This is a genomic window from Microbulbifer rhizosphaerae (assembly GCF_014191725.1).
GTDB lineage: Bacteria > Pseudomonadota > Gammaproteobacteria > Pseudomonadales > Cellvibrionaceae > Microbulbifer > Microbulbifer rhizosphaerae.
Genome location: NZ_JACHWZ010000011.1, coordinates 114764 through 139339, shown reverse-complemented (window position 1 = coordinate 139339; position 24576 = coordinate 114764). Strand labels below are relative to the sequence as shown.

The following is a 24576-nucleotide window of genomic DNA, read 5'->3' as shown; positions in this document are numbered from 1 at the left end:
GAGAATTTTGCGGGTGGCACTGGTGTGACGCTCTAGGCATTATCGGAACAGATTTCAAGGCGCGGATTTCATGAATTTCAATTTTCTCGAATTTGAACAGCCGATTGCTGAACTGGAAAGCAAGATAAAAGAGCTGCAGCATGTGGGCGACGACAACGAGCTGAATATCGCCGACGAAGTGACCCGCCTGCGGGAAAAGAGCGAAAAACTCACCGAGTCCATCTACGCGGACCTGACCCCCTGGCAAGTGGTGCAGGTGGCGCGCCATCCCCAGCGCCCCTATTCCCAGGACTATATCAAGCGCATCTTTACCGACTGGGACGAACTCCACGGCGACCGCCACTTCGGCGACGACAAGGCGATCATCGCCGGTATCGCGCGCCTGGACGGCGTGCCGGTGGCGGTGATCGGCGAAGAGAAGGGCCGCACAGTGAACGACAAGGTGGCGCGCAACTTCGGAATGCCCAAGCCGGAGGGCTACCGCAAGGCCCTGCGCATCATGCAGATGGCGGAGCGTTTCAAACTGCCGGTGCTCACCCTGATCGACACCCCCGGGGCCTATCCGGGAATCGACAGCGAGGAGCGCGGCATCAGCGAGGCTATCGCGCAGAACCTGGCAGTGATGTCGCGCCTGCGCACCCCGATCATCTGCACGGTGATCGGCGAGGGCTCCTCCGGCGGCGCCCTGGCCATCGGCGTCGGCGACCAGCTGAATATGCTGCAGTACTCCACCTATTTCGTGATCTCCCCGGAAGGCTGCGCCAACATCATCTGGAAGACCGTGGAAAAAGCGCCATTGGCGGCAGAGGCCATGGGCGTGACCTCCAGCGTGCTGGAGGAGCTGGGTATCGTGGACGAGACCATCCCGGAACCCCTGGGCGGCGCCCACCGGGACCCGGATACCATGGCCGCGCGCCTGAAGGAACGCCTGTCCGCACAGGTGGAACAGCTGCGCAACGTACCTGTCGACGAACTGCTGGAGAAGCGTTACCAGCGGCTGATGAGCTACGGCAATATCGCCTCCTGATATCTGATTCGAGACTGCTGTAGGGCGAATCTTGTGTTCGCCCTTGGTGGATATCAACACGGACCTGGAGGAACACGATGTTCGCCCCTTGTAAGGACCGGCTTCTTTCCTTTTCCCTCATTTCCCCATCCGTAATCCTCAACCCGCAAATATAAAAATTTGAACCGGTTCATAGTGATTCCCTGGTGGGCGTCACATTTATTTGCCGTACAAATAAATATAATATAAATATAATATAAAGGATAATAATTAGGGTAATTCACAGCGATGACCAAGCAACTGATCGTCGGTCTTCCAGGGAGAGGATTACCGGTAACTACTTCCATTCCGCAGCCATATACGGCAACTGCAACCTGCACCCGTCGCAAAGCCGGCGTCACCCGACTTCTGCTGGATAATCCGCCCCCCTTTGTCGGGGCGATCGATTTTATCTGAGAAAAATAGACCCGTTATCTGGAGTTAAGCCGCACCTCCGGGCGCGAGGCTATTTCGTGCCGGGGTGAAATTGACGGAATCCCCTTCGGGGGCAAGGGGCGGAAAGCCCCATCTAACGCCGCTTTAAGTGGCATATAAAAAAAGCCTCCAGCTTTATCGGGGGACATCTACTTGGATTGAGGAGAGAGACTTATGAAGTCCCTAATTTCTATAACCTCGCTGTTTTTATCGCTCATATTTAGTTCCCTGACTTATGCGCAAAGCTGCGGTAGCGGAGGAGGGGCAACGGTATGCCTCACTGCCACCGGCTCAGCCGATAACATAGCTTTAAGCTGGACGGTGTCCGGAACAGTCGATTCAATACAGGTCTACAGAGACACGGATAGTAATCCAAGCGGCCGCAGCCGATTGGCAATACTGAGCACCAGTGAGCGAAGCTATACCGATACTACAGCGGTGGCCGGCACCCAGTATTGGTATTGGATCAAGTTCAGGGCGGACGGGAAATTTTACAATTCCAATGCGGCAACAGCGGTGCGGGAGGCAGGTTGTGACGCTACAGCCATTACTCCCTATATCCAGGTCGACGGCGCATGGAGCCAGGTTTCCTCGGTAACCATCCCGTCCGGAACGCAAATCACCTTTGGTCCGCAACCGGTCAGCGGAGGAAGCTGGTCCTGGAGCGACTGTGGCACTTCCGGGGATGCGAGAGAGCAGGCAATTGCTCCAACCGCCTCCTGCACTGCCACCGCGGTGTATACCAACAGCTGCGGAGCGACATCATCCCAGGACTTCGTTGTCACTGTCGACGGTGGCAGTTCGTCCATTTACCCGAATTACAATATCAACCCCCTCCCTGCAGATATGACAGGAATGAGTAGCAATGCGCTCGATATAGCCAACAATATCACGCTGGGGTTCAACATCGGGAACACCATGGAGGCGATCGGAGGAGAGACTGCCTGGGGTAACCCGATGATTACCGCGGATTTTGTCAGCCTGGTGAAACAGAGCGGTTTCAATGCGATACGACTGCCCCTTGCCTGGGACCAATATGCCGATCAGGCCACAGCGGAGATCGACCTGAGCTGGCTTGCCAGAGTCAGGGAAGTTGTTCAGTATTGCGTGGACAATGACCTGTACGTCATCGTCAACATCCACTGGGATGGCGGCTGGCTTGAGAACAATATTACTCTGGAGCGGCAGGCGGAAAACAACGACAAGCAAAGGGCCTACTGGCAGCAAATCGCTACCTATCTGCGGGACTTTGATGAGCATGTGATGTTTGCCAGTGCGAATGAGCCCAATGTCGCCGATGCGGAAGAGATGTCCGTTTTACTGTCCTATCACCAGACCTTTGTCGATGCCGTGCGCGAGACCGGTGGAAAAAATGCCTTCCGGGTGCTTATCGTCCAGGGGCCGGATACGGATATTTCAAAGACGAACGACCTGATGACCGAAATGCCGGTGGATACGGTTTCAGACCGCATGATGGCGGAGATCCACTTTTATACGCCGTGGAATTTTGCGGGCATGACAGCGGACGAGAGCTGGGGCAATCAGTTCTATTATTGGGGCGCCGGCAATCACTCCACCACAGATGCAGCGCATAACCCCACATGGGGTGAGGAAGACGACCTGAATGCGCTGTTTTCCCTGATGAAAACGCAATTCGTCGACCAGGGCATCCCCGTGGTAATGGGTGAATTTGGCGCCATCCGTCGTACCGAACAGCTTTCAGGGGACGATTTGACCTTGCACCTCAAGTCGCGGGCTGACTACCATCGGTTCGTTGCACAGCAGGCGAAGGCCTATGGAATGGTTCCCTTCTACTGGGATAACGGCGGAACCGGGAATCACGGCTTTGGTATCTTCGACAGGAACACGAACACGGTCTTTGACCAGCAGGTTCTGGATGCCTTGATGCAAGGAGCAGCAAACTAAAACCTGGAGGCGGGGTTTACTGCTTGCCAATGTATCTGCAGGCAGTAATCCCTTTTCAAGGATCTGTGTCAGATCCGGCCTGAATCAGGTTACATCGGAAGCCCCGGCGGGATGTCCCGCCGGGGCTTTTGTTTGATCCGGATATACTGCTGTCGCCACATTCTTCTTTTGCCTTCAGACCCCCAGGTAAAGGGTTGCACCAGCTGCTGTGCGCTAACTTGGACCTGGTAAAAGCGTTTACTACTCAAAGCTGGACGACACTCCCAACCGTGCCCGCCATAATTCCCCTCGCAGAATTATCATATAAATATAATTAATTTGAAGTGGTTCACAATATGAGCGAGAACCTGACCGGGGGCTTCCGTTTGGCGGAATTTTCCTCCAGTTGTTGAATGCCGCGTTCAAAGGTGAAATTCAGTAGTAAAAATAAAAACACACAATGATGGGAGAGATAGAAATGTTTCGATCAATCAATAAGCACTTACTGATGTGGCTGCTTTGTTTGTTCGTACCCTCCGCCTTTGCGGCGCAGGCAACGATGAACATAGTCAGTGACTGGGGCCAGGGGTTCCAGGGAGAGGTAGTGGTAGTCAATGACGGAGCCACGACGATATCCGGCTGGTCCGTCGAGTTCGATATGGCGGTGGATATCAACAACCTGTGGAACGGCGTCATCGTATCCCAGGTTGGAGATCACTATGTGGTCGAGGATGCCGGCTACAATGGGACCATCCAGCCGGGCGGCCAGGTGAGCTTTGGTTTTACCGCCTCGCCAGGCAATGTGTCGCCGGTAGCGGTGATCGTCGATGGCGGTGGATCCTCATCCAGCTCGAGTTCCAGCTCGTCTTCGAGTTCCTCGTCCAGCTCAAGTTCGTCCAGCAGTAGCAATTCTTCCTCCTCCAGCTCCTCCAGCTCCTCCAGCTCCTCCAGCTCCTCCGGGGCTGCGGCCATGTTTAAAGGGGTTAGTTTGGCCGGTGCTGACTTCGGTGAAAGTAACTTACCTGGTGTCTTTGGAACGGATTACACCTATCCAAATCAGGATGAGGTGGATTATTACAAATCCAAAAACATGAATATCATACGGCTGCCTTTCCGCTGGGAGCGTTTACAGCGCACAATGAACCAGGCCTTTGATAGCGCAGAATTTGCGCGTCTTGACGCGTTTGTTACCCAGTCTACCGCCAAAGATATGTACGTATTACTCGATCCGCACAACTATGCGCGGTACTACGGTAATTTAATTGGGAGCTCCCAGGTGCCTAACAGCGCCTTCGCCGATTTTTGGAGTCGTTTGGCAAACGAATACAAAGATAACTCCCATGTGATTTTTGGCCTAATAAACGAGCCCCACACTATGCCCACCGAGCAGTGGGTTAGTGCTGCCAATGCCGCCGCCGCCGCTATTCGCAACACCGGCGCCACCAATTTGATTACGGTGCCGGGCAATGCGTGGACTGGAGCACATTCGTGGAATCACACCTGGTACGGCACCGCTAATGCCACCGCCTTGCTGGATTTCGTGGATCCAGGCAATAATTTTGTGGTGGAAGTTCACCAGTATTTTGACAGTGACTTCTCAGGCACTTCGGAGCAATGCGTTGTACCGGATGCCTCTGAAGTGTTGTCTGACTTTACTTCATGGCTCGCCGCTAACAACTTGCGTGGCTTCCTCGGTGAGTTTAGTGGTGCCTCTAACGACGACTGTAGGATGTCTGTTGAAAGCGCACTTCAGTACATTGATAACAACAGAGAGCACTGGATAGGTTGGACTTGGTGGGCAGGTGGCCCCTGGTGGACATGGGAATCCAATATTCTGGTTATAGAGCCCACTGCGGACGGCAGGGAAGCGCCGCAGATGTCTTGGTTGGAGCCATATTTACCGTAACAACACAAAACCCCCGGGCCGGGACGGCCCGGGGCTTAACTAACTCAAGTACCATTCCGACTGACCTTAGATGGGGAGGATATCAAAAGGAAGTGCAGAATTTCGCCAGTTGCTGTCAGCGGAGAAAGTTTTTTGAAAAAAATAAAACTCACCATGATGGGAGAAATAGGAATGTTTCGATCAATCAGTAAATACCTGCTGATGTGGTTGCTATGTTTGTGCGTACCCTCCGCCTTCGCGGCGCAGGCTACCATGAACATCGTCAACGACTGGGGGCAGGGGTTCCAGGGCGAAGTGGTGGTCGTCAATGACGGAAGCACGGCCATATCCGGCTGGTCCGTCGAATTCGACATGGCGGTGGATATCAACAATCTGTGGAACGGCGTCATTGTATCTCATGTCGGGGATCACTATGTCGTCGAAGATGCCGGCTATAACGAAAGTATTCAGCCGGGCGGTCAGGTGAGTTTCGGCTTTACCGCCATACCGGGGAATGCGTCGCCAGTGCCGGTGATAGTGAACGGCGACGGTGGCAGCTCCTCTTCGAGCTCGAGCTCCAGTTCTTCCAGCAGCAGCTCCAGCTCTTCTTCCTCCAGCTCCAGCTCTTCGAGCAGTTCCAGCAGCTCCTCGAGCAGCAGTTCCGGCGGCCGGTTCCCGAATTACAATATCAATCCTCTCCCCGCAGACATGACGGGAATGAGCAGCAGTGCGCTGGATATTGCCGACAACATCACTCTGGGGTTCAACATCGGCAACAGTTTGGAGGCGACTGGAGGCGAGACCGCCTGGGGTAACCCGGTGATTACCGCGGAATTTGTCGGCCTGGTGAAACAGAGCGGTTTCAATGCGATACGGCTACCCGTCTCCTGGAACCAGTATGCCGATCAGGCCACGGCGGAGATCGACCTGAGCTGGCTGGCCAGGGTGAGAGACGTCGTTCAATATTGCGTGGACAATGACCTGTACGTCATCGTCAATATCCACTGGGATGGCGGCTGGCTTGAGAACAATGTGACCCCGGAAAGGCAGGCGGAAAACAACGATAAACAGAGGGCCTACTGGCAACAAATCGCTACCTACCTGCGCGACTTCGACGAGCACCTGATGTTTGCCAGCGCCAATGAGCCCAATGTCGATAGCGCCGAACAAATGTCCGTTTTACTGTCCTACCACCAGACTTTTGTGGACGCCGTGCGGGAAACCGGTGGCAAAAATGCCTACAGGGTGCTGGTGGTTCAGGGGCCGAATACGGATATTACAAGAACGAACGAGCTGATGACCGAAATGCCGGTGGATACGGTTTCAAACCGTATGATGGCCGAGATCCACTATTATACCCCGTGGCAATTTGCGGGTATGACGGAGGACGCGAGCTGGGGTAATCAATTCTTTTATTGGGGCGCCGGTAATCACTCCACCACGGATACAGCCCATAACCCCACATGGGGCGAGGAAAACGACCTGAACGCGCTGTTTTCCCTGATGAAAACACAATTTATTGACAACGGAATCCCCGTGGTGTTGGGTGAATTCTCCGCTATGCGCCGTACCGGGCAGCTTTCAGGAGACGATTTGGCGTTGCACCTTGAGTCGAGAGCCTACTACCACAGGTTCGTCACGCAACAAGCGAGAGCCTATGGGATGCTACCGTTTTATTGGGACAATGGCGGAACTGGGAACTTCGCCTCGGGTATCTTCGACAGGCCGGCGAATACGGTGTTCGATCAGCAAACTCTGGATGCCTTGATGCAGGGGGCATCAAACTGAAATCTGCAGGGTAGGGTTACAGGCTTCGGGCCCTGTAGTTGATTATGTGGCGGCCTGCTACCGGGGGTTTTTTGCCAGACACGGGCTAGGCGCCCCCCTTAAATACTTCCATGTACGCTCTACGCGGCCTTCCCTGGCCGCGTAAGGTCTGGAAAAAGCCCCCGGTTAGGGCCTTCGCATGGTGTATATCGCGTCTTTCGCTATAAGTGTCCCCCGCGCATTTTCGTCGTTCCGGCGCAGGCCGGAACCCAGATGCCATAGGACTACCGGTACCGGATCAAATCCGGGCTGACGTTTCCGCGCAGGTATGACGAGAATGAGAGTTTGATTTGACTACTATACCGCCAGGGCCAACGACACAGTCCCCGGCCCCAGGTTTATACCGCCGGACAGGCTCATCACCGAGCGGTAGATTTTTACCTTGTGTTCCCGCGATACCTGCTCCAACTCCGCAAACCCCGCCATCTCCGGCAGCTGCTCGAGTTTGCCGGCAATACTTACCACCACCATGGGCACCAGCAGATCTCCGGCCTGAATTCTGTCCGCCGCCAGCTTGAACAGCGCCTCGGTGCAGTTGTCGTAGCCGCGGAGGGTGTCCGCCACGGTGCTGCCATCGCCGTGCATCGACAGGATAGGGTGCATATCCAGGTGGCGCGCGGCGATGGCTTTGAGCCAGCTGATACTCTTTTCGTTCTTGTTTCGCGCACGCTCGCGCACATAGTAGACGTCCCTGATAGCCGCATAGCCGTGGATTTTGCGGCTGAACACCTCCGCCTTTTCCTTGATTTCACGGCCGCTGATCCCCTTGCTGTTCTCAGCGGTTAGTGGAGAGGCTGGGTGGAATCTATCACTGCTGAAACCCCTGGGGGAGTGCAATCCGGGACGAGAAGCTTGCTTTTTACTGCCAATGTCCGTCGGCGTTCGGATTCTCCACGTTGTTTCCAATGGCGCTAGTTGGTACGAAAGTGGTAAGAATAATTGTCACGCAGGAATGTTTACTCGGTAAATTGTTTAACTTTAGGTGATTTTTCCGCCAGCATTTGTCATATAAAACGTCTTCTCGGTCGAAGGTGCTCCGCATTACGCCGGGTGGAGTGAGGGAGGTAAAGGAATGCGCCCAGCGACCACAAACTTGGTAAAAATATTTGTCCCCGTGCAAACCTGGACGACCTCCCCTGGCACCTCATCCAAAATCCCTCCCCTATAAAAGAAAGGAAAAATTTGTCCCTGCTGGCCGAGTGCATATTCAGGTGATAAATATAATAAATAAGACGGATTAGAACGATGATTGAGAGAGAGCAGCCGAAATCCTTCCTTGGGAGGGTTGCCGGCAAGTGTCCCCCATTCCGCTACCGAATGCGGACCCCCGCGTTTTTCCGAAAAATGGACTCGGCGGAATTCCCTCCTTATTTGTCTCTTCCATCTTTATTACCACCGGCTGCGGATTATCCACCGGCCGGGATTGTTCGAAATGTAACCCGGTAGTGATGTCCAGCAATGATGTATCAGGGGCCTTTGCGTACAAGGGCCCGAGGTGAATGGCACTAAGTTAAGCCAAAAAGCTTGATGCAAAGGGCCTGATACCGGCGGTTCTTTGCGGGGCTGTCTGCGAGAGCGACCTCGCGGACAAGCCTGCAGGGACGTATTTGCGGTGGGCGCCTGGTCCGTGTCCCGCAAAGAACGGCCGTCCGCTCTAAAGCCTTGACATAGCCATTCGACGTGCCCGAGGTAACAAAACCAATAAGGAAAGTCACGGAGAGAGAAAATGATTGGTATGAAACCCCTGGCTGTAGCCATTGCCCTGACGGGTACTGGCGTCGTAGTGCCCGCAATTTCCCAGGAATCCGCACCCGCCAGTGAAGATGGCATGGAAGAGGTGGTGGTCACTGGTTTGCGGAGTTCACTGGAACACTCCATCGATATCCGCAGGAATTCCACTCAATTTGTGGAGGCCGTCACAGCCGAAGATATCGGCAAAATGCCGGACCAGAATATTGCCGAGACATTGCAGCGCCTGCCCGGTGTGCAGATAGACCGCCGCGACGGCGAGGGCACCAAAGTGCGCATCCGCGGCCTGGACCAGAATGTCACTCTGCTGAACGGTGAGCGCTTCACTTCCGGCATGGAATATTTTCAGATGAATGAGTGGAAGCAGGAATACGACGGCTCCCTCGAAGGAGTGCCCTCGGAACTGCTTGGCGGCGTGGAAGTGTACAAGACCCCCGTCGCCTCCATGGTGGAGGGGGGCATGGGTGGCGTGGTTAACCTGAAGACCCGCAGTGCCTTCGCCCTGGATGCGCCGCTGGTGGCCGCCAATATAAAAGGCGATTACGGCCAGGATTCCGGCGACGCGCAGCCCTCCGGTTTCCTGGTGCTGGGCAACAACTGGAACGATAAGTTTGCAGCGATCGTCACCCTCAGCACCACCAACAAGACCCAGCACACGGACTTTATCCAGAACTTCTCGCGGGAGAATAGCGGCATCCTCACCACCAACGGCGGCGCGGTGCAGGACACTTTCGACAGCATGGCCGCAGAGCGGGACGTCAGTGTGGAGGAACTGGGTTCGTCGATGACCTTCGACGAATTCCTGCAGACAGTACGTGACGCCGGCGGTACTCCCTACATGGCTCCCGGCATGTACTACGTGATGGATACCGAACAGGAGCGCGAGCGCATCGGCGGCTCCGTCACCCTGCAGTGGCGCCCCACCGATTCCATGGAAGTGGGCTTCGACTGGTTCCGCAACGAACTGGAAGTCGTAAACCACCAGTACACGGTCAAGCACCCCATGGCCACCGACGGATTTGCCGGTTTCGACGAGAGCCAGCCCTTCAGCCTGGATACCAGCGGCAAGGTCGGGGTGGTGGAATCGGCGGTGTTCAATGCCGACGGCGCCGGCATGGAAACCAATACCGCCGGGGAGGTGAGCGAATCCACCGCGGACAATTTCGCCCTGCGGGTCAGCTTCGACGACGGCGGCCCCTGGCGCGCCAGCGGCAGCATCAACTACGCAGCGGCCGACCAGAAGCAGCGCGCCGGCTATATGGACTCGCGCATGACGCCTTACAACGTGACCAGCTGGGTGGGCACGGATGCCAGCCCCAGCGGTTGGGCGCACACGCCCAACAATGTGGGGCCGGACGGGGGCAGTTACGGCTACAGCTACAGCGCAGGAGACCGGCCGGATCTGGCGATGCGCAATGCCGACTGGCTGCAGAACCCCGCCTACCGCAACTACAAGTCCGCCTGGGCCCTGGGCTCGGATGTGGAATACGACAACTGGTCCGCGCGCGCGGATGTGGAGTACGACATCGCCCTTGGGGACCTGCGCACTCTGAAATTCGGCCTGCGCATGGCCGGGGAGGATGTGGAGTTCAACGAGCTGCGCTACCTGACAGACTTTTCCCGGACCCAGGGCGCCGCCAGCCCGGCACAGTTCGATGAGGACGGCAACCTGATCGCCGACTCCACTTTTGATCCCGACGCGGATCCGGGCGAGGGCAATCCTGGCATTCAGGAAGCGGTCTACTACGATCTGTGCGGCAACGGTGGCATTCCCGCCAACCAAAGCTGTGATATCGATGGCGACGGCATCGACGACAACCAGCCCTTCGGCCCTTGGGGTTATTTCCATGACTCTGCCATCGGCTCGAAAGCGGGGGAACTGACCACCTCCAGTGGCATTCCCTTCTCCCAGGCGCTCTACGGGGCGGATTTCGACCGCTGGAGCAGCTCCCCGGGTGTGATTCCCTGGCAGAACTTCACCATGAACCCAGGCGCGTACACCAGCGTCGGGGACTTCTTCCCCTCCGGCGGCTACCTGGGCCGGGTGATCATGCCGGATGCCGGTGTAATCACCGACGATGTTTCTGCCTGGCACGATGGCCTGGCCCCTAACGCACCTTCGCGACTGTTCCTGGTGCCGCTGGAATCCTGGGCCGCGGCACAGACCACCAGCGCCTTTTATGTGGAGGCGGATTTTGTCGGTGAGGCGCTGCCCTACAACCTGAATGTGGGACTGCGGGCGGTGAAAACCGATGTGGAAATCACCTCGGTGGTCACCACCCCCCAGGCCAGTCTTCAGTCCCTCGCCACCGACGGCTGGAACAGCCAGGGTGTGTTGCTGGACGGCACCTTTACCACCGAAACCACCGAAGAGACCTACTGGGACCTGCTGCCCAGCGTCAATTTCGCGCTGGATACCAGCGAGGACACCAAGCTGCGTTTCTCCGCCGCCAAGGTGATCGCGCGGCCCAACCTGCAGGATATGGGCAAGGGCTTTTCCAAAAACTACACCCGCGTGGACGCGGCGGGCGGCGGTGACTACTTCCAGTTCACCGGCGGCAGCGCCGGTAACCCGCTGCTCGAACCCTTCCGCGCCACCCAGGCGGATATTGCCTACGACTGGTATTTCGGCGAGCTGGGCTATGTTTCCGTGGGCGCCTTCATGAAGGCGGTGGACACCTTTATCGCCACCGAAACGCGCACCGAAACCCAGCCGGACTTCAGCCCGGACGAAGTGGGAACCGGCGGCGTCTCCCGCCCGGTGAACGGCGACGGCGGCAGTGTAAAGGGATTGGAATTTGCCCTGCAGCAGTCCTTCGACAACGGCTTCGGTTATTCCTTCAACTACACCTTCTCCGACAGCAAGACGTCGGTCACCTCAATGACCCACGACGACCTGGGCCTGCCCGGCGTATCGGAAAATGCCTTCAACCTGATGGGGTTTTTCGAAAACGAATTCCTGAGCGCGCGGCTGGCCTACACCTGGCGGGACGAATACCTGTCCCCTTACCGCTCTAACTTCGGCCTGGTCAACCACGTGGTGAATACGGTGGAAACCCCGGCGATGGCGGAGTTTTTCGACGCCTACGGCCAATGGGATGCCAATGTGACCTGGCATGCGATGGACAACCTGTCGTTTACCGCCGAGGCAATCAATCTCACCGGCGAGGAACAGACCAGCTACCTGGAATTCTCCGACAACCCCATGACCTACAGCATGTCCGAGCCCCGGGTGGCCTTGGGGGTCAACTACCGATTGTGAATTGTGGTGCGAGCTTGGGCGGGAGGTTGACCTCCCGCCGATTTTTTTCGCACGCGCTATTGAGGGGGATTTTCCATTTGAAGCTGTCCGCCCGAAGGATTTTTCGTGCCGGCGGTACTGTTTGAACAAGTGGGTGCAGCGGATTTACTGTGCCTGTTCACGAAGTCAGAAAGGAGTATGTCGGCGCGCCTGTCGGGTGCCGTGTTCATGGGAAGAATTTTAGCGTTAAAAATAAAACTCACGATGATGGGAGAAATAGGAATGTTTCGATCGATCAATAAGTACCTACTGATGTGGTTACTATGTTTGTTCGTGCCTTCCGCCTTTGCGGCGCAGGCAACGATGAACATAGTCAATGACTGGGGCCAGGGGTTCCAGGCAGAGATAGTGATAGTCAATGACGGGTCCACGACGATATCCGGCTGGTCCGTCGAGTTCGATATGGCGGTGAATATCAGCAACCTGTGGAACGGTGTCATCGTATCCCAGGTTGGGGATCACTATGTGGTCGAGGATGCCGGCTACAACGGGACTATCCAGCCGGGCGGCCAGGTGAGCATCGGCTTTACCGCCACGCCGGGCAATGTATCGCCGGTGCCGGTGATAGTGAACGGCGACGGCGGCAGCTCCTCTTCGAGCTCGAGTTCCAGTTCTTCCAGCTCTAGCTCTTCCAGCAGCAGCTCCAGCTCTTCTTCTTCCTCCAGCTCCAGCTCCTCAAGCAGCAGCTCCTCGACCAGCAGCTCCGGTGGACGATTCCGTGTTGACGAAACCGGCAATATCACCAAGAACGGTGAGGTATTCCCGCTGCAGTGTGGCTCCTGGTTCGGTCTCGAGGGTCGGCACGAGCCGTCCGACGATCCCACCAACCCCAGCGGCGCACCTATGGAGCTGTATATAGGTAACACCTTCTGGGCCAATGGCAACCAGGGCACCGGTCGCACCCTCCAGCAGGACATGAGTGAGATCACCGCCATGGGCGTCAACGTGGTGCGCTTCCCGATTGCGCCGCAAACCCTGGATGCCAATGATCCCCAGGGTCAGGCTCCCTACCTGAAAAACCACGAGTCCGTGCGCGTACCCAATGCGCGCCAAGCGCTTGAGGAGTTCATCCTGGCCGCGGATGCGAACAATATCGAAGTGATGCTGGACGTCCACTCCTGCTCGAACTATGTGGGCTGGCGCGCCGGCCGCTTCGATGCACGCCCGCCTTATGCGGACGCTGACCGCGACAACTACGACTTCTTCCGCGAGGACACCTCCTGCGCGGCTACCAACAACCCGGATGGTGTGACCCGCATCCAGCCCTACGACAAGGCCGCCTGGCTCGATACTTTGCGCGAGCTGGCCGAACTCGAACAGGAACTGGGCGTGGACAACATTATCGGCATCGATATTTTCAACGAGCCCTGGGATTACACCTGGGCGGACTGGAAAACTCATATCGAAGATGCCTATGCGGTCATCAACGAGGTGAGCCCCAACATGCTGCTGTTCGTGCAGGGCATTTCCGCCACTGCCGATAACCAGGACGGCACGCCGGAAACCATCACCCAGGTGCCTCACGGTGAGGAATTCACCAATCCCAACTGGGGCGAAAACCTCTTCGAGGCCGGCGTCAACCCGCCGAATATTCCCCGCGAACGGCTGGTATTCTCTCCGCACGTCTATGGCCCCTCCGTGTTCGTGCAGAAGATGTTCATGGACCCGGCTCAGCCCGCGTGTGACGGATTGGAAGGTGATGCCGCCGGCGACGCCGACTGCAATATCGTAATCAATCCGGAAATCCTCATTCCCGGCTGGGAAGAGCACTTCGGCTACCTGAGAGACATGGGCTACGCCGTGGTAGTGGGCGAGTTCGGCGGCAACCTGGACTGGCCGGACAAAGGCGCGGTGCGCGACCAGAATCGCTGGTCCCATATCCAGCCCGGCATTGTCGACGGACAGTGGCAGGATGCCTTCGTGGACTACATGGTGGAGGAAAACATCCAGGGATGCTACTGGTCCATCAATCCGGAATCCGGCGATACCGGCGGCTGGTACGGCCACGCCTACGATCCCATCAGCAACACCGAGGGTTGGGGTGAGTGGCAGGACTTTGATCAAAGAAAGACAAACCTGCTGAACCGTCTGTGGAGTAGCCAGTAAAAGCGGTTTTATAACTCCTGCGGGTGTCTGGCGGCGTCTGCCGCCAGACACCCGCTCATTGCGTTGTGAAACCCTAATTGGAGGGGGACATGAACAGAATGAGTGTAAATCGCTGGCCCCGTATAGGTGAAAGACAGATAAAAGAAGCGCTAAGAATCGTTTTCGCCGCTTTTTTGTTGTCCGTTTCCGGCGTCTGTCTTGCCGACAATCCGCTGGTATCCCAGGTTTACACGGCGGACCCGGCGGCGCGGGTGTTCGACGGACGAATGTACGTGATCACGTCGCACGACCTGGATACCCAGTCGGGCTACGACATGGTCGACTATCGCATGTTCTCTTCGGACGACATGGTCAATTGGCGGGACCACGGTGTGGTGTTCGATGTGCGGACCGATACCAGCTGGGCAAACCGCGCCTACGCCCCGGACATTATTTCCCGCAACGGACAGTACTACCTGTACTTCCCGGACGGCGCCGGTTCGATCGGTGTCGCCGTGAGCGACAGTCCCGACGGCCCCTTTACCGATCCTTTGGGGAGGCCACTGGTCGACCGGAACACGCCCAACGCCGACGTGCAGTGGCTGTTCGATCCAGGTGTGTTTATCGACGATGACGGCCAGGCGTACCTCTACTTCGGCGGCGGCGGGCCGGGCAATGCCCGGGTTATCCGCTTGGACGACGATATGATCAGCACCAGCGGATCGGCCATCACCATCGACGTGCCCTATTTCTTCGAAGGGCTTTACATGCACAAGAGGAACGGGACCTATTACCTGTCCTATTCCACCAATCCCGACAACGGGATGCGAATCGATTACATGACCAGCAGCAACCCCACCTCGGGGTTCCAGTACCAGGGTACTGTGCTGCCCAATCCCTGGGAAAACAATTTCAACAACAATCACGCATCCATACTTGAATACAACAATCAGTGGTACATGTTTTACCACAACCGCGCAGTGGCCAATGAGCGGGGAGCCAGCAGTTACCAGCGATCCATCAACGTGGACCGGCTCTTCTATAACGGCGACGGCAGCATCCAGCAGGTCGACGCTGGACCGGCGGGCGTGCCGAAGCTGAAAAATGTCGACCCCTTTGCCAGAAAAGAAGCCGAAACCATCGACAGCGAGCAGGGTATAGAAGCCGAGCACAGCAGCGATGGTGCCCAGAATGTGATGATGGATTTCGGAGACTGGATAAAGATCTCCAATGTCGATTTCGGCTCCGGAGCCGGTGGCTTCGAGGCCAGACTGGCGAGCAACAGTAATACCACCATCGATATTATTCTCGACGACGTAAACAATCCGCCAGTGGGCACGCTGCAGGTCTCCGTCACGGGTGGGCTGCAGAACTGGCAAATACAATCGGCCGATGTATCGGCGAGCGGCCTGCACGATCTTTTCCTGCGTGCCAACGGCCGGGTAAACATGAACTGGTACCGCTTTACCGGCGACTCGGGCGGTAGCAGCACGCTGAACGTGGAACTGGAAAGTCTCGCGGGCCAGAGCAATTTTTCGCCGTTTGCCGTGCAGAGCGATTCCGCCGCTTCCGGCGGACAGTACATCGTTTGGCCGGATAATGGCGACCAGGCATTGAGTTCGCCGTCTGACAGTGAGCAGGGACAGGTCGAAATCATCTTTTCACTGTCGCAACCGGCGGACGTGCAGTTCCAAGTGCTGGCCAGTATGGCCAATGCCAATGACGACTCGTTTTATTACAGTATCGATTCTGGCTCCTGGAGCACGCAGAACAACACCGTGACCAGTGGCTGGGAATCGCTGATGCCTGCGACCTTCTCCAATCTTGGAGAGGGCACCCACGTACTCAGAATCAAGCGCAGGGAGGACGGCGCGCGGCTGGACAGGGTCACCCTGATCGCCTCGGCCGGGGAGATCGTAGCGGCCAGCGATTCCGGCCCCGCAGCAATCAATATCAACCCGGATACCGAATACCAGCACATCAGTGGTTTCGGTGGGATCAACGTTCCGGAATGGATCGACGACCTGACTCCGGCGCAGGTGGATACCGCATTCGGCAATGGTCCCGGGCAACTCGGACTGAGCATTCTACGAGTCAAGATTCCCGCCAATCCCGACGCCTGGAGCGCACAGGTGGCCACGCCGGCGCGCGCCCAGTCGTTGTACGGCGCTACGGTATTCGCCACTCCCTGGTCGCCGCCGGCGCATATGAAAACCAATAACAATGTTATCGGCGGGCGCCTGGACCCGGATTACTACGACGATTACGCACAGTATTTGCTGGACTTTGCCGATTACATGGCCGGGAACGGTGTGTCCCTGCACGCTGTATCCCTGCAAAACGAACCGGACTGGGACCCGGATTATGAATCCTGCCTGTGGAGTTCCGGCGAGTTTATTGATTTTCTAAGCAGCCAGGGTTCGCGTTTCGGTTCCCTGAAAGTCATGGCCGCCGAGTCCCTGAATTTCAATCCCGCCCTCACCGATCCCATACTGAACAACGCCAGTGCGGAACCCCATGTCGATATTATCGCCGGGCACCTTTACGGCGGTGGTTTGCAGGATTATCCGCTGGCGCGGGAAAAGGGCAAGGAACTATGGATGACCGAGCACTATACAGACAGCCAGAATCCGGCGAACGCCTGGCCCCTGGCGCTGGACGTCGGTAAAGAGCTGCACGACAGCATGATGGCGAATTTCAGCGCCTATGTGTGGTGGTATATCCGGCGCAGCTACGGGCTTCTTACCGAAGACGGCAACGTCAGCAAGCGCGGCTACCTGATATCGCAGTACTCCAGGTTTATCCGGCCGGGCTACACACGCATTGGGGCGACGGCCAACCCGGCTCTGGATGTCTATGCCACCGCCTATAAAAATGGCGACGATATCACGGTGGTGGTCGTGAACATGAACACCTCGCCGCGCGACCTGACGCTGGACCTGCAGAATATCGGTACAGGCAGTTTCACGAAATACACCACCTCCGGCAGTAAGAACGTGAGCAACGACGGGATTGTTGATGTCTCGAACAACTCGGCGTCGGTATCGGTGGATGCCCAGAGCGTGACCACGTTTGTCAGCAGTTCCGGACCATCCGGCAGTTCGAGTAGTAGTTCATCGTCCAGTTCCAACTCGACGAGCAGCAGCTCATCCTCCAGCTCCAGTGCCTCGAGCAGCTCTTCAAGCTCCTCGTCGAGCGGCGGTGGCGACGCCTTGAGTTGCAGCATCGACCTGAACAACTGGGGCAGTGGCTTTGTGGCGAATATGACGGTGACCAACAACGGCAGCTCCACCACCAACGGCTGGTCTTTCGATGTGTCGACCGGTAATCCGATTACGGTAACCGGTTCGTGGAGTGTCACCCTGTCGGGTTCGGCCAGTCCATACACGGCCTCCAACGTCGATTACAACGGTTCCATTGCGCCGGGCAGCAGCACGAACTTCGGCATACAGGGCAGTGGCGATCCCGGTACTGTGACCTGTAATTAGAAAACCAATCCGTTATTCGAGCAGAAGCGGTCCCGCTTGGTATTTCCCCAATCGAGGCCGCCCACGGGAGAAAATGTGACTCTACAGTTTATGGGGATGAGGTTTTACCCTCGCATTGCAAAAACATTCCTGCGCTTTGTCTTTGCCGATTTCCTTCTGGTTTTTTCCGGACCCGGAAATGCCGAAATTATTTTCAGCGCAAAAGTTCTCGGCCCCGTTGCCAATATTTATTCCGTGAGCGAATCCGGCGAAGTGCGGAAAATCACCGAAAATATCCGCTGGCGGGATCTGGATGCGGATATGTCCGTCGATGGCAGGCTGGTGTTCTCTTCGAACCGCGAGGACAACCCCCGGATGGATCTGAACAGAACCTCTGAAGACTTCAATATCCATCTGATCGAAAGAGACGGCAGCGAGCCGAAAAAGATTGCTTCCAGCCGCGACCGGGAATTGAAACCCCGGTTCAGTCCCGACGGCCGGAACATCGCCGTTATCCGCAGTGGCACCCGACATCGGTTGCTCGTGGCGGATGCGGACGGAAAAGGTGAACGGGCTCTGGCCGAAGCGGATGAAATATACGATTTCTCCTGGTCACCGGATGGCCGCCGGATAGCCCTGGCCCGGCGCGTCGGGGAGGAATCCGGAATTCTGGTGGTTTCAGACGATAACTCGGAACCGCCACTTCAATTAAAGAACGCTAGCCAGGCCCTTCGCATTGTTTCCGCCCGCTGGTCTCCAGACGGTGGAAAGGTCGCCTATATCGTCCATCCCCTGAATGGTGAGAGTCGACAGCTGTGGGTGCGTTACCTGGACAGCGGCCGCGAACAGCGGATATCCCCCGAAAACCTGCAGATACAGCAGCCGCCGGACTGGTCCGCCGACGGTAGGCGGCTGCTCTACGCCGCTCTTGCCGACTATCGCTTTCACTACGACGAGGGCGCACACAGAAAGGTATACGAGGGCGCCATGCATATATATATCTCGGACCTGGAGGGCAATCACCGGCAACTGACCAGTCGGAAGGCCCTGCACAAAGCCCCGGTATTTTCCCCGGACGGCCGTCGTATCGCCTTTCTTTACGCCCCGGAGTTGGACAGCCGGCAGCTTTCCCTGCGTACCATGGACAGGGATGGCGGAAACGAGAATGAATGGTTCGGCTCGGTGACCAGGAACTCCAACCTGAGGTGGGTGCAATGAACGGTATTGAACGCGAGGACTCTGTTTATTCGCCCTACCTGGCGGTGATTTTGTTATGTGCAACCTTCCTGGCAACAATTTACCTGGCTTCCAATGAGGAGCAGCAGATGGGGGATTCCGCATATCGGATGAATACCGCCTATGAGGAGAGGCCCGCTGTTCAAGCGGCGAAAGAGCAGTCGCGGGAAGCTCCGGAATTGCAGCATCCGGAACTGGTTCCCGTGCAACTGGCAGCGGGGGAAGAGGTGCAAATCCTGGGACAGAAACTGCGTCTGCGGGAAGTCCGCGACAGCGCCGGAAGCGGGGAAATCCGCAACCTGGAATTTGTCTTCCGGCGGGGAATCCTGCCGCGGCGGTTGTTCGACGATAGCCGCAACCTGATTGTGAATTACCGGCAGCTCTACCGAAACAACGTCGGCTACGGCGCAGCGGCGATATTCCTCTACTACGAAGTGATAACCCGCGACTCGGACGGCGACGGCCTGCTGTCGTATCGCGACGGAGTGGATGTGGCGGTGAGCCGGCCGGACGGTAGCGAATACCGGGTTTTGGATCAGAACCTGGAGCGGGTGATCGGAGTGGAGTATTTCCCCGCGGAGAACGTCCTGCAGCTCGAGCTGGAGGCGGATGGTTTAAAGAGTAACCGAACCTACGCGCTCTGACAGGAAAAAATGGCAGTGTCGTAAGTGCGCAGGGCTTTCGATAATGATGAATATAAATATAACGATAAAGAACTATCGCACCACCTGAAGCGCCGCGGATTGAATCCGGGGAAAATTTGGTCAGTAGACAGGCGGTTATATGAAAAAAAATAAAATCATGGAAACACTCCTGCCTTTCGCGTTCGTGTTGCCGGCATCCGTGGCAACGGCGCAACTGGCGGAAGGGCAGGGCAAGTTTCTCGGTAATATTTCCCAGAACAGTGTGCCGTCCTCCTTCGGTGCCTATTGGAATCAGGTGACCCCGGAGAACGCAGGCAAGTGGGGTTCCGTGGAGTCCAGCCGAGACAGCATGAACTGGAGCGGCCTGGACGCGGCCTACCAGTACGCGCTGGACAACGGCATTCCATTCAAGCAGCACACCCTGGTATGGGGCAACCAGGAACCGGGATGGATCGGCGGCCTGACCCAGCAGGAGCAGCTGTCGGAAGTCACCGAGTGGATACAGGCGGCGGGGGCGCGCTATCCGCAGACGGATCTGTGGGACGTGGTCAACGAACCGCTGCATGATCCGCCCTCTTATGCCGAAGCCCTGGGCGGCAGCGGCGAGACCGGCTGGGACTGGGTGATCACCGCGTTTGAACTGGCCCGCCAGAATGTGAGCGGTCAGCTATTGATCAACGAGTACGGCATTGTCAACGATGGCAATCTTACCGGTGAATACCTGGAAATTATCCAACTGCTGCAATCCCGAGGCCTGATCGACGGCATTGGCGTGCAGGCGCACACCTTCAATGTGGTGCCGGCGTCGGCGGGCCTGATCCGGCAGAACCTGGACCGGCTGGCGGCCACCGGGCTGCCGATCTATGTGTCCGAGTTGGATATCAACAGCGCGGATGACCAAGCGCAGTTGCAACAGTACCAGGAAAAATTCCCGGTGTTCTGGGAGCACCCGGGCGTGGTCGGCGTCACCCTGTGGGGCTACCTGGAGGGGATCACCTGGCAGTCGGACGCCTGGCTGGTGGCAAACAACGGCAGTGAGCGCCCGGCGATGCAGTGGCTGCGCGAATACTTTGGAGTCAGCTCCAGCAGCTCATCCAGTTCATCCTCCTCTTCGAGCAGTTCCAGCTCGTCTTCAAGTTCGTCTTCCAGTTCCTCTTCCTCCAGTTCCGGCGGTGGTGTCGCTATCAGCTGCACCCCCGGAACTGTGGACGACTGGGGTTCCGGATTTGTGCTGAACAATTACACGGTCACCAATGAAGGCAGCAGTCCGATCAACGGCTGGACCGTGCAGATCGGATTCGACCAGATGGTGACCTCCACCAATGCCTGGGGCCTGGTACTGGATAACCAGAGCGGTACCCACCTCAGCGGCAGCAACGTGAGCTACAACGGCGTTTTGCAGCCGGGGCAGAGCGCGGTGTTCGGCATGCAGGGTGAACCCGGTGGTGTCGGTACGCCCAGTTGCACGGCGGAGTAAATGCCACAGTTTTTCCCCTCTCCCCACCCCCTCTCCCCAGTGGGGAGAGGGGCTATTGCTCCCCTCTCCAACCTATGGGAGAGGGGTTGGGGGAGAGGGCCAGGAAGTGAATTTCAAAAAAACAATCAGCGATGATGGGAGAATTAAAATGTTACGGTTACTCAAAAAAAATTTACTGATTTTATGGTTATGTTTCACGGTGCCCTCGGCGTTCGCCGCCCAGGCCACCATGAATATCGTCAACGACTGGGGCCAGGGGTTCCAGGCCGAGATAGTGGTGGTCAATGACGGCGCCGGCACTTTGTCGAATTGGTCTGTGGAGTTCGACATGGCGGTGGATATTAGCAACCTGTGGGGCGGTGTCATCCAGTCCCATGTGGGCGACCACTATACGGTCGGGTCCGCTGGCTACAACGATGCCATTCCGCCGGGCGGCCAGGTGAATATCGGGTTTCTCGGCACGCCGGGAAATGTGTCGCCGGTAGCGGTGATCGTAAATGGGGACGGGGGCTCCTCCTCGAGTTCCAGTTCCTCCAGCTCGAGCTCATCGAGTTCCAGTTCGTCGAGTTCCAGCTCCTCGAGTTCATCCAGCAGCAGCTCTTCCAGCTCCTCCTCGAGCAGCAGTTCCAGCTCCAGCTCGTCGAGCAGTTCATCCAGCAGCGGTTCCGGTGGTCGCCTGGACAATCCCTTTGCCGCGTCCAGCAGCTGGTACGTAAATCCGGAGTGGTCCGCGAAGGCGGCGGCGGAGCCCGGCGGCAGCGCCATCGCCAATGTCAATTCGGCGGTGTGGATGGACCGCATCGGTGCCATCACCGACGGCATGGGCCTGCGCGGTCACCTGGACACCGCGCTAGCCAACGGGGATGACCTGTTTATGTTCGTGGTCTACGACCTGCCCAACCGTGACTGCTCGGCGCTGGCCTCCAACGGCGAGCTGCTGATTGCGGAAAACGGTTTCGAGCGCTACCAGAACGAATACATCAGTCCCATCGTGGATATTATTTCCGACCCGCTCTATAGCGGCATCAATATTGTGGCGATCATCGAGGTGGACTCGCTGCCCAACCTGGTGACCAACCTGAGCGTTCCAGAGTGCCAGGAGGCCAATGGTCCGGGCGGCTACCGCGACGGCATCCGCTACGCCCTGAACCAGCTCTCGCAAGTGGACAACGTCTACTCCTACGTCGACGTCGCCCACTCCGGTTGGTTGGGATGGAGCAGTAATTTCGGCCCCGCGGTCAACCTGATCGGCGAGGTGGTGGAGAGCACCGATGCGGGCTGGGACAGCGTCGCCGGCTTCGTCAGCAATTCCGCCAACTACACCCCGGTGGAGGAGCCCTACCTGCCGGACCCCACACTTACTGTGGGTGGGCAGCCGGTGCGCTCGGCGAATTTCTACGAGTGGAACGATTATTTTGAGGAACTGGACTTCGTGCAGGACTGGCGCCAGGCGATGATCAACCGCGGTGCGCCCACCACCCTCGGCATGTTGATCGATACCGGCCGCAACGGCTGGGGCGGTTCCGGCCGGCCCAGCGGAACCTCCACCAGCACCGACCTGAACACCTACGTCAACGAGTCGCGTATCGACCGGCGTATCCACCGCGGCAACTGGTGCAACCAGCCCGGCGGCGTGGGCTTCCGACCCCAGGCCAACCCGCACCCTGGTGTCGACGCCTATGTGTGGGTCAAGCCCCAGGGTGAGTCCGACGGCATCTCGGATCCCAACTTCGAACAGGATCCCAACGATCCCAACAAGAAGCACGATCCCATGTGCGACCCGAACTACGGGGGAAATGAGCGCAACGGCAACAGTATGACCGGCGCCTTGCCCAATGCACCCCATGCGGGCCGCTGGTTCCCGGAAGCTTTCGAGGTACTGCTGGAGAACGCCTATCCGCCGCTGAACTAATAAAAACCAGCTGGAAAAAAACTCCCTGTAGGAGCGGGCATGCCCGCTCCTACAGGAGATGGTCAATCCGGTAATGAAGATTCCCGGAAAGAGAGAAAACAACATGAAAAAACTGATACAAGGCCTGTCGACTGCGGGAATTATGCTGGCCTCGCTAAACAGTTGGGCCAGTTTTTCCATCAATAACGGCCAGCTGCTCGACGCCAACGGCAACCCCTTCATCATGCGCGGCGTCAACCACGCCCACACCTGGTACAACAGCCGCACGCCCCAGGCACTCGCCGATATCGCCGCCACCGGCGCCAACGCAGTGCGCATAGTGCTGGCCAACGGCGGCCGCTGGACGCGCAACGACGGCGCCGATGTGGCGAATGTGATCGCCCAGTGTAAATCCCTGGCCCTTATCTGCATGCTGGAAGTACATGACGCCACCGGTTGGGGCGAGGACAGTGCGGCGGTGCATATCTCCTCCGCCGCGGAATACTGGACCAGCCCGGATATCCTTGCCGCAATTACCGGCGAAGAGGACTATGTGCTGATCGATATCGCCAACGAACCCTTTGGCAACGGCGTGGGCGAGAGCAACTACGTGGACGGCACCACCGCCGCCATCCAGACCCTGCGCGACGCGGGCCTAACCCACACCATCGTGGTGGATGCCTCCAGTTGGGGTCAGGACTGGGAAGGCTACATGCGCGACAACGCCCCGCAGATAGCCGCCGCCGATCCCCTGGGCAACCTGTTGTTCTCGGTGCATATGTATCAGGTGTACCCGGACAACAACAGCGTGGCCAACTATATGCAGGCCTTCCAGGACATGAACCTGCCGCTGGTGGTGGGTGAGTTCGGCCACGAACACCAGGGCCAGCCGGTGGATGAAGACGCGATCCTGGCCCAGGCCGAGGCCCGCGGTATCGGCTACCTGGGGTGGTCCTGGTCCGGCAATACCGAGCCCTACCTGGATATGGCCCTGAACTGGGACCCCAACAATCTTTCCGGCTGGGGCGAGCGGCTGATCAATGGCGAGAATGGCATCGCGCAAACCGCCCAGTGCGCCACCGTTTTCCCCGGCTGCGGGGGCTCATCCAGCAGCTCCTCGAGCAGCAGTTCGTCCAGCTCCAGCAGTAGCTCCAGTTCTTCTTCCTCCAGTTCCAGTTCGAGCAGCTCCTCCAGCTCCAGCAGCTCGGGTGGTGGCAGCGGCGATCTGGTGTGCACCGCCGGTTCCGTGAACGACTGGGGTGCGGGCTTTGTGCTCAACAACATCACCGTAACCAACGAGGGCACCCGGACGGTGAGCGGCTGGACGGTACAGTTGGACTTCGGCCGGGAGATCGCCATTACCAACTCCTGGAATGTCAGCCTGTCGTCCAGCAGCGGCAGCCTGCTGACCGGCACCGATGTCGGCTACAACGGCCAACTGCAGCCGGGGCAGAGCGTCAGCTTCGGTATGCAGGGTGAGCCGGGCAGTCTGCCGGGCGTCAGCTGTACCGCCGAGTAATTCACAGCCGTGTTGTAGAAGCCTGCTTGCAGGCGAACCGGGGCCGCTACAGGCCCGTTATATGCGAGCCTGCTCGAAATTAAATAGCCAAAAACCGGGAGGCGAACTGC

Annotated in this window: 14 protein-coding genes and 1 pseudogene; 13 read left to right on the top strand and 2 right to left on the bottom strand. The window is 57.6% G+C overall.

From position 1 onward, the window contains the following. Nucleotides 1-70 precede the first annotated feature (70 nt). From FHS09_RS12845 to FHS09_RS23400, 3 genes and pseudogenes are all read left to right on the top strand, one after another. Entirely contained in the window at nucleotides 71-1027 is a 957-nt protein-coding gene (locus tag FHS09_RS12845) for an acetyl-CoA carboxylase carboxyltransferase subunit alpha (protein WP_183460503.1), read from the top strand. A 627-nt stretch (nucleotides 1028-1654) separates the two neighbouring features. Then, nucleotides 1655-3406 (top strand): glycoside hydrolase family 5 protein, encoded by a 1752-nt coding sequence (locus FHS09_RS22870; RefSeq protein ID WP_246394983.1) that lies wholly within the window; start codon nucleotides 1655-1657, stop codon nucleotides 3404-3406. A 439-nt stretch (nucleotides 3407-3845) separates the two neighbouring features. Further along, a pseudogene (locus FHS09_RS23400) lies at nucleotides 3846-4157 on the top strand (cellulose binding domain-containing protein); the annotation flags it as partial. Here FHS09_RS23400 and FHS09_RS22865 read toward each other — a convergent pair. Then, nucleotides 4124-4357, bottom strand: coding sequence for a hypothetical protein (locus tag FHS09_RS22865; protein WP_246394981.1), 234 nt, complete (start codon nucleotides 4355-4357; stop codon nucleotides 4124-4126). The pseudogene FHS09_RS23400 and the gene FHS09_RS22865 sit on opposite strands and share 34 nt — an antisense overlap. Here FHS09_RS22865 and FHS09_RS12835 point away from each other — a divergent pair. Then, nucleotides 4356-5291: a glycoside hydrolase family 5 protein gene (locus FHS09_RS12835; RefSeq protein ID WP_246394979.1), complete on the top strand. Its 936-nt coding sequence runs from the start codon at nucleotides 4356-4358 to the stop codon at nucleotides 5289-5291. The two genes, FHS09_RS22865 and FHS09_RS12835, sit on opposite strands and share 2 nt — an antisense overlap. Nucleotides 5292-5462: 171 nt before the next feature. Further along, on the top strand, nucleotides 5463-7058 hold the full coding sequence (locus tag FHS09_RS12830) for a cellulase family glycosylhydrolase (RefSeq protein WP_183460499.1): 1596 nt from the start codon (nucleotides 5463-5465) through the stop codon (nucleotides 7056-7058). Nucleotides 7059-7394: 336 nt separating this feature from the next. On the opposite strand, the gene FHS09_RS12825 is transcribed toward FHS09_RS12830, so the two are convergent. Further along, nucleotides 7395-7934, bottom strand: coding sequence for a DegV family protein (locus tag FHS09_RS12825; protein WP_246394977.1), 540 nt, complete (start codon nucleotides 7932-7934; stop codon nucleotides 7395-7397). Between the two features lie 889 nt (nucleotides 7935-8823). Between FHS09_RS12825 and FHS09_RS12820 the strand changes: the two genes are divergently transcribed. From FHS09_RS12820 to FHS09_RS12785, 8 genes are all read left to right on the top strand, one after another. Continuing rightward, complete coding sequence (locus FHS09_RS12820; protein ID WP_183460495.1) at nucleotides 8824-12108, top strand: TonB-dependent receptor domain-containing protein; 3285 nt, start codon at nucleotides 8824-8826, stop codon at nucleotides 12106-12108. A gap of 342 nt (nucleotides 12109-12450) precedes the next feature. Further along, nucleotides 12451-14253: a cellulase family glycosylhydrolase gene (locus FHS09_RS12815; protein WP_246394975.1), complete on the top strand. Its 1803-nt coding sequence runs from the start codon at nucleotides 12451-12453 to the stop codon at nucleotides 14251-14253. An 89-nt stretch (nucleotides 14254-14342) separates the two neighbouring features. After that, nucleotides 14343-17720: a family 43 glycosylhydrolase gene (locus tag FHS09_RS12810; protein ID WP_183460493.1), complete on the top strand. Its 3378-nt coding sequence runs from the start codon at nucleotides 14343-14345 to the stop codon at nucleotides 17718-17720. A 234-nt stretch (nucleotides 17721-17954) separates the two neighbouring features. Next, a complete protein-coding gene (locus FHS09_RS12805; RefSeq protein ID WP_183460491.1) occupies nucleotides 17955-18917 on the top strand; it encodes an LpqB family beta-propeller domain-containing protein in 963 nt (320 codons plus the stop codon). Continuing rightward, nucleotides 18914-19579: a hypothetical protein gene (locus FHS09_RS12800; RefSeq protein WP_183460490.1), complete on the top strand. Its 666-nt coding sequence runs from the start codon at nucleotides 18914-18916 to the stop codon at nucleotides 19577-19579. The genes FHS09_RS12805 and FHS09_RS12800 overlap by 4 nt, the downstream gene beginning before the upstream one ends. A 139-nt stretch (nucleotides 19580-19718) precedes the next feature. Continuing rightward, a complete protein-coding gene (locus FHS09_RS12795; protein WP_183460488.1) occupies nucleotides 19719-21056 on the top strand; it encodes an endo-1,4-beta-xylanase in 1338 nt (445 codons plus the stop codon). Between the two features lie 148 nt (nucleotides 21057-21204). After that, nucleotides 21205-22968, top strand: a complete 1764-nt coding sequence (locus FHS09_RS12790) for a glycoside hydrolase family 6 protein (protein WP_221191990.1) — start codon at nucleotides 21205-21207, stop codon at nucleotides 22966-22968. 103 nt (nucleotides 22969-23071) lie between these two features. Beyond that, the gene (locus FHS09_RS12785; RefSeq protein WP_183460487.1) at nucleotides 23072-24466 is read left to right on the top strand and encodes a cellulase family glycosylhydrolase; all 1395 of its coding nucleotides are present in this window, start codon (nucleotides 23072-23074) and stop codon (nucleotides 24464-24466) included. The last annotated feature ends 110 nt before the right edge of the window (nucleotides 24467-24576 follow it).

Bases quoted from the DNA above. Each gene is read 5' to 3' on its own strand.
- FHS09_RS12845 (WP_183460503.1), top strand. From the start codon at position 71: ATGAATTTCAATTTTCTCGAATTTGAACAGCCGATTGCTGAACTGGAA.
- FHS09_RS22870 (WP_246394983.1), top strand. From the start codon at position 1,655: ATGAAGTCCCTAATTTCTATAACCTCGCTGTTTTTATCGCTCATATTT.
- FHS09_RS12835 (WP_246394979.1), top strand. From the start codon at position 4,356: ATGTTTAAAGGGGTTAGTTTGGCCGGTGCTGACTTCGGTGAAAGTAAC.
- FHS09_RS22865 (WP_246394981.1), bottom strand. From the start codon at position 4,357: ATGGCCGCAGCCCCGGAGGAGCTGGAGGAGCTGGAGGAGCTGGAGGAG.
- FHS09_RS12830 (WP_183460499.1), top strand. From the start codon at position 5,463: ATGTTTCGATCAATCAGTAAATACCTGCTGATGTGGTTGCTATGTTTG.
- FHS09_RS12820 (WP_183460495.1), top strand. From the start codon at position 8,824: ATGATTGGTATGAAACCCCTGGCTGTAGCCATTGCCCTGACGGGTACT.
- FHS09_RS12815 (WP_246394975.1), top strand. From the start codon at position 12,451: ATGAACATAGTCAATGACTGGGGCCAGGGGTTCCAGGCAGAGATAGTG.
- FHS09_RS12810 (WP_183460493.1), top strand. From the start codon at position 14,343: ATGAACAGAATGAGTGTAAATCGCTGGCCCCGTATAGGTGAAAGACAG.
- FHS09_RS12800 (WP_183460490.1), top strand. From the start codon at position 18,914: ATGAACGGTATTGAACGCGAGGACTCTGTTTATTCGCCCTACCTGGCG.
- FHS09_RS12795 (WP_183460488.1), top strand. From the start codon at position 19,719: ATGAAAAAAAATAAAATCATGGAAACACTCCTGCCTTTCGCGTTCGTG.
- FHS09_RS12790 (WP_221191990.1), top strand. From the start codon at position 21,205: ATGTTACGGTTACTCAAAAAAAATTTACTGATTTTATGGTTATGTTTC.
- FHS09_RS12785 (WP_183460487.1), top strand. From the start codon at position 23,072: ATGAAAAAACTGATACAAGGCCTGTCGACTGCGGGAATTATGCTGGCC.